The following is a 5,968-nucleotide window of genomic DNA, read 5'->3' as shown; positions in this document are numbered from 1 at the left end:
TAATAACTTCATGTTAAAAACCAAAACTTATGCTTTTTTAACATTAAGAAAATGAAGAATTTAAGAGGAATTAAGATAAAATGAAACCTTCATGAGCTTCATTTCTAAATCACTTCATGTTAAAAATCAAAACGAATTTATTTTAACATTACGGAAGTGAAGAATTTAAGAGATATTAAGACAAATAGAAACCTTCATCAACTTCATTTCTTAATAACTTCATGTTAAAAACCAAAACTTATGCTTTTTTAACATTAAGAAAATGAAGAATTTAAGAGGAATTAAGATAAAATGAAACCTTCATGAGCTTCATTTCTAAATCACTTCATGTTAAAAATCAAAACGAATTTATTTTAACATTACGGAAGTGAAGAATTTAAGAGATATTAAGACAAATAGAAACCTTCATCAACTTCATTTCTTAATAACTTCATGTTAAAAACCAAAACTTATGCTTTTTTAACATTAAGAAAATGAAGAATTTAAGAGGAATTAAGATAAAATGAAACCTTCATGAGCTTCATTTCTAAATCACTTCATGTTAAAAATCAAAACGAATTTATTTTAACATTACGGAAGTGAAGAATTTAAGAGATATTAAGACAAATAGAAACCTTCATCAACTTCATTTCTTAATAACTTCATGTTAAAAACCAAAACTTATGCTTTTTTAACATTAAGAAAATGAAGAATTTAAGAGGAATTAAGATAAAATGAAACCTTCATGAGCTTCATTTCTAAATCACTTCATGTTAAAAATCAAAACGAATTTATTTTAACATTACGGAAGTGAAGAATTTAAGAGATATTAAGACAAATAGAAACCTTCATCAACTTCATTTCTTAATAACTTCATGTTAAAAACCAAAACTTATGCTTTTTTAACATTAAGAAAATGAAGAATTTAAGAGGAATTAAGATAAAATGAAACCTTCATGAGCTTCATTTCTAAATCACTTCATGTTAAAAATCAAAACGAATTTATTTTAACATTACGGAAGTGAAGAATTTAAGAGATATTAAGACAAATAGAAACCTTCATCAACTTCATTTCTTAATAACTTCATGTTAAAAACCAAAACTTATGCTTTTTTAACATTAAGAAAATGAAGAATTTAAGAGGAATTAAGATAAAATGAAACCTTCATGAGCTTCATTTCTAAATCACTTCATGTTAAAAATCAATCGTATTTTTTTTAACATTAAGAAAATGAAGAATTTAAGTTTATTAAGAATATATTTAAACCTTAATGAGCTTCATGTCTTAATCACTTCATGTTAAAAATCAAGCTCTTATGATCTCCAACACTTCAAAATCGTATTCATTCTTTTCATCTTTGAAGTAAGAAACGGATGAAATGGTCCTCCAGTTCTCGTAAGGCTTTAGGTTGAAAAAAGCATCTCCTTCGAGGCTAGCATTTACCTTGGTAAGGTAGAGCTTAGTGGCTAGGTTTTCGGCCAAAGTGTATATTTTCTCCCCTCCAATTATAAAAACTTCGTCCTTGTCTGACTCGTTCTTGGCTATTTCAATGGCATCCTGCAGCGTATTAGCCACCGTACAACCTTCAATTTTTAAATCTTTGCTTCGTGAAATCACGATATTCAGCCTATTAGGCAGTGGTTTTCCGATAGAATCGTAAGTTTTGCGGCCCATGATGACAACATGGTGGGAAGTACGTTTTTTAAATAACTTAAGGTCCTCTGAAAGCCTCCACAACAGCTGATTGTCCTTTCCGATAACACCATTTTCGGCCACCGCCACAATAATAGAAATATCCATGAAATATTGAAATATTAGGCAAATATCCGACTAAATTTGTAAATAATCTTTAAAAGAAGAAAACATAAATTGCAGAAGAATTGAACGAAATAAAAGAAGAAATTCTTTGCATCTTCATGTCTTAGCGGTAAAAAACAAACAAAATGAAAAACAAAGTAGGCTTTATAACAGGTGGTTCGAAAGGTATTGGTTTAGGAATAGCCGAAGCCATGGTAAAAGAAGATATAAAAGTAGCCATAACGGGCAGAAATGCAGAAGCAGTAAATTCAGCCTTGGAGCTTTTGAACAAAATAAAGCCCGATTCGGCCATCGGGTTTGTGTCTGATGTCAGAAAACCCACTGATTTGGAGCAAAATGTGCAAGAAATCATAGCCAAATGGGGAAGTTTGGACTATGTTTTGGCCAATGCTGGAGTGGGCCATTTCGGTAATATTGAAACCCTAACTGCCGAACAATGGAATGAAACTATTGATATCAACCTCACAGGAGTATTTAACACGGTGAAGGCTTGCCTCAACCAAGTAATTGAAAGTAAGGGCTATATCATCACTATTGCGAGTTTGGCTGGAACAAATTTCTTCGTAAATGGCACAGCTTACAACGCAAGCAAATTTGGTTTAGTGGGCTTCACACAAGCACTCATGCTGGACGTTAGAAGCAAAGGCGTTAAAGTAACTACCATCATGCCTGGTTCGGTAACCTCTTACTTCAACGGACATGTGCCCTCAGACGCAGACGCTTGGAAAATTCAGCCCGAAGATATCGGCCAGATGGTTTTAGACCTCATAAAAATGCCGGCTCGAACACTTCCCAGTAAAATCGAGGTAAGACCTACGATGCCGCAGTGATTGGTTAATCACTTTTTAATTTCAACATCAACATTTTTCGGAAGGTAATCCTTTGGAAGCATTGAAGAAAACATTTCATTTTTTCCAGGTTTAGTCGAATAGGCAGACAATACGTTACCAAAATTGTCGAATTTCAAAATACCATTTCTGAATTCTAATATTTCGAAAACATTGTTACTCCCTTCAAAATATTGTTCCATCCCGAATGATTTATTATAAAAAACCAGTAGTTCTTTTCCAGAATTCACTTTCATTTCGAACACATCTTTACCAACTGAACCATTCTTGTTCAACCAAGGGAAAATTTCGGTGAAATTTCCACTAATTACTTCTGACTTAAAGTTTTTCGGGAAACTCCAGTCGAAGTTAGAGATTATATAAGTTGAATAATAATCGCTATTAATATTCCTTGCAATAGAATAGAAAAAGCCTCTGGTACTTGAGTAAAAGACTCTTTTCCTATTATTCTCCCAAAATTTTTCCTCCTTTGAATTCTGAGGAATTAGTGGGCTAAACTTTATGTTGGTATTGTTATATGTAGTTCTATTGCCATCTATAAAACTTTTCCCAACCTCAAACTCTATTTTATAACCAAGAGCTTTATTTAATATTACAATCGGTTTTGAGGCATAATAATAAAACTTATGACCTCCAGAATCCAACAAGATGAAATCATTCAAATTTACCACCTTGCATTTTTTTGAATAGAAATTATCCCCTGTCAAAACATTTTCTATCTTTTTCAGCCTTGATTTAACCAAAAAAGACCTCCTTTCTTTTTTATTAACTTCAGAAATTGTATCATTACTAATTTTCAAAAAAACATTAATCGAATCTCCTTTGTAAGAGTCCAAAGCTATTTTCTTTCTTTCATATCCCACACAACTAAATAGAATTTCCCTCTCCCTTAGGTTTCTTGGTATATCAATTTTGTAAAATCCTGAAATACTAGACTGAGTTCCCACAGTCGAATTCACGATGTGAATTGAAACATTGGGTATAGGTCTTGAATTGCTGTCAAATACAATTCCCACAATATTTTTCTGGGCAAAAGAAAACTTACATAGTGAGAAAGAAAGTAAGAAGTGGAAAAAGATGCAAATTTTCATAATATTAGTTTAGTGAAGGTTAATCACTTACAATACTTATCCTGCAGGACTTTGGCTTTTTTCTGTTCTAAGAAAACCAATTGCTGGTAGTCTTTGCAGGCATCGGCCTTACGACGAAGCAATATCAAACAAGCTGCATGTTGGTAGTATGAATTGATATTGAGAGGATTATAATTGATTGATTTTTGATAGTAAGTTTCTGCTTGTTTGTATGCCGCACGTTCAAAGAAATCGTTGCCGTATTCGTAGTACATTTTGGAGTATTCCAAAGAATCCACTACCGAGCTTGAAGTCCTCTCCGAGTAGCTCAGATTGTAATCATACTCCACCTCCACGTTCACTTTTTCTCCCATATATTCTGCTGGCTGCCATTTACCTTTTGTTTTATTTACAGCAGCTATGAGTTTGTCGTTGTACTTATCATTGGTTGAAGCCACTATAGAAACTCCCTTTACCGCACCGGTTTTAGTAACCACAAAACGCACCACAAAGCCTCCTTTGCGGTATTCAGGGAAGCCGAATTTTTCAAAAATATAGTCCATAACAGCCATATTTTTATCTACAAAGTAAGGCTCCAGTTTACCATTGACTTGTTGATAAACACGCTCACCGCTTTTTGAAACATAAGAAGTGGGCGTGTAAGTGAGATCGTACAGTTTTTTGGGAATAAATCTCAGGCTCAAGGCTTGCATTTCGTCCACAAAATCGGCCTGATCAAGTATCAATTCGGTTTCGGTAAGAGACTTTGTCTTGAACACTATCTTGTTGAAAACCAACATACTGTCTTTCAAAGAGTAACTGTGATTGTATCTGCGTCCATTGGTAAACAAGCTCAGGGAGTCTTTAGAAAATATTTTTATATCGAAAGTAGAATTTATATAAGTTTGGTCGTAAAGTCTACTGCCATCTTTGGCTCGAATTTCTGATTTTTTCCAATCTTTCAATAAATCTTTTGAGAAATCTCTCTGTCCGAAGGATTGAAAAACGTTTATAAAAAGAAGGAATATTATGTATGGCCTCATGTCGAAAGGTTAAATTTTAATGCTAATTAAATACGTTTTTTGGCAAAATATAAAACCAAACATAAAAAATAAAAAAAAACCTCCAAAATTGGAGGCTCATATTAACATTTCGTTATTTGACTGTACTGAGATATTTAACAGCAAAACCCACCCAATCGGCTTCCGTGTCTGGGATTCTCACATCAGGTTTTATGCCGACACCTTCGAGGGGCGTAAGAGGCAATCTGTAGCTATAGCCAAGCGGCAAAGCCAGCCTCCAAGCATAACATGGGAGTCCCCAGTCACGAACTTCGGTATAATCAAAAGCCCCTTTCGTATTAGTACCCATTATGATGGTTTTGCTACTTTGTTTAGCCTCAAGACTTAGACTTTCGGCCGTACTAGAGGTATTTTTATCTACCAAAATCACAACCTTTTGTGGGTTCAAAGAACTCTTAGGGAAGTTAAAAGTTTTGTCTTCTGCAGTGATGATCGTTCCTGGATTCTGCTGCATTTTTCTTATCATATCCCTCAATTTAGGATCAAGACTTTGGGCAAATTCCGGAAAATCTTGGATGGCTTTGAGTTCGTGATTGAGCAAGATTTGGTTTTCCATAGATGCTCTCACTTTAGATCCACGTCTGACAATCGGTCCGTTGGCGATGTATTCAAAAACGGGATCAAACACGGCCTCGTCTCCACCAGGGTTGTTTCTAAGGTCAATTATAAGGTTTTTACTCGACCGCAACAATGAATTATTTTGACTAAGCATCTCTTTCACAAAAAGCTGTACATTGCTCATCGTAAATGGCGGCAGTCTAACTAACGTATTCAAAGAGTCTAGTTTTTCTACTCTATAGTCAGGCACCCTATGAATAAGATCGTCTTGACTTGCATATTCCTTTGGAATTGGACTCACTTTATTGAACTTATAGATATTTTCCATCACTAATAGGTTCTTAACAACCGTTGTAAGGGTAAGCTCTGACGTGAAATCAGCGTAGTAATAAGTGGTCTTTAGCTTGGTTTCGGACAATTGCTCCAACACAAACTTAGTTTTCCCTGCCACCCATTTATCATCTTTTTTGTTTAGTAAAAAACCATAAAACTTAGTGGCAACAGCTGCATCTTTAACTATTCCGAGCCTATATGCCTTGTCGTCACTTTCCCAAATACCCTCCAAATAGGCCAATTTGGCCAAGTTAGCATTCAGATAGGCTTGAAAACTAG

The 5,968-nt window shown here is 34.4% G+C and carries 5 protein-coding genes; 1 reads left to right on the top strand and 4 read right to left on the bottom strand.

The features are described 5' to 3' along the window. Nucleotides 1-1,285 precede the first annotated feature (1,285 nt). The gene (locus tag EGI31_RS14095) at nt 1,286-1,780 is read right to left on the bottom strand and encodes a dihydrofolate reductase (RefSeq protein ID WP_255037863.1); all 495 of its coding nucleotides are present in this window, start codon (nt 1,778-1,780) and stop codon (nt 1,286-1,288) included. Nucleotides 1,781-1,923: 143 nt separating this feature from the next. On the opposite strand from EGI31_RS14095, the gene EGI31_RS14090 reads away from it, so the two are divergent. Beyond that, on the top strand, nt 1,924-2,628 hold the full coding sequence (locus EGI31_RS14090; protein ID WP_255037862.1) for an SDR family oxidoreductase: 705 nt from the start codon (nt 1,924-1,926) through the stop codon (nt 2,626-2,628). An 8-nt stretch (nt 2,629-2,636) separates the two neighbouring features. Here the strand turns inward: EGI31_RS14090 and EGI31_RS14085 are convergent, their stop codons facing one another. The 3 genes from EGI31_RS14085 to EGI31_RS14075 all read right to left on the bottom strand — a co-directional run. Continuing rightward, complete coding sequence (locus tag EGI31_RS14085; RefSeq protein ID WP_255037861.1) at nt 2,637-3,737, bottom strand: carboxypeptidase-like regulatory domain-containing protein; 1,101 nt, start codon at nt 3,735-3,737, stop codon at nt 2,637-2,639. A 23-nt stretch (nt 3,738-3,760) separates the two neighbouring features. Further along, nucleotides 3,761-4,759 carry an energy transducer TonB family protein gene (locus EGI31_RS14080; protein WP_255037860.1) on the bottom strand — a complete coding sequence of 333 codons (999 nt, stop codon included), beginning with the start codon at nt 4,757-4,759 and terminating at the stop codon, nt 3,761-3,763. 112 nt (nt 4,760-4,871) lie between these two features. Then, nucleotides 4,872-5,968, bottom strand: a 1,097-nt coding sequence (locus EGI31_RS14075; RefSeq protein WP_255037859.1) for a S41 family peptidase, incomplete at its 5' end; no start/stop codon positions are given.

The sequence above is a fragment of the Lacihabitans soyangensis genome, assembly GCF_024343775.1.
In the GTDB taxonomy this organism is placed as follows: Bacteria; Bacteroidota; Bacteroidia; order Cytophagales; family Spirosomataceae; genus Leadbetterella; species Leadbetterella soyangensis.
Note: the sequence above shows the minus strand (reverse complement) of the source record. Positions and strands in the feature narration are given on the sequence as shown.

Bases quoted from the DNA above. Each gene is read 5' to 3' on its own strand.
- EGI31_RS14095 (WP_255037863.1), bottom strand. From the start codon at position 1,780: ATGGATATTTCTATTATTGTGGCGGTGGCCGAAAATGGTGTTATCGGA.
- EGI31_RS14090 (WP_255037862.1), top strand. From the start codon at position 1,924: ATGAAAAACAAAGTAGGCTTTATAACAGGTGGTTCGAAAGGTATTGGT.
- EGI31_RS14085 (WP_255037861.1), bottom strand. From the start codon at position 3,737: ATGAAAATTTGCATCTTTTTCCACTTCTTACTTTCTTTCTCACTATGT.
- EGI31_RS14080 (WP_255037860.1), bottom strand. From the start codon at position 4,759: ATGAGGCCATACATAATATTCCTTCTTTTTATAAACGTTTTTCAATCC.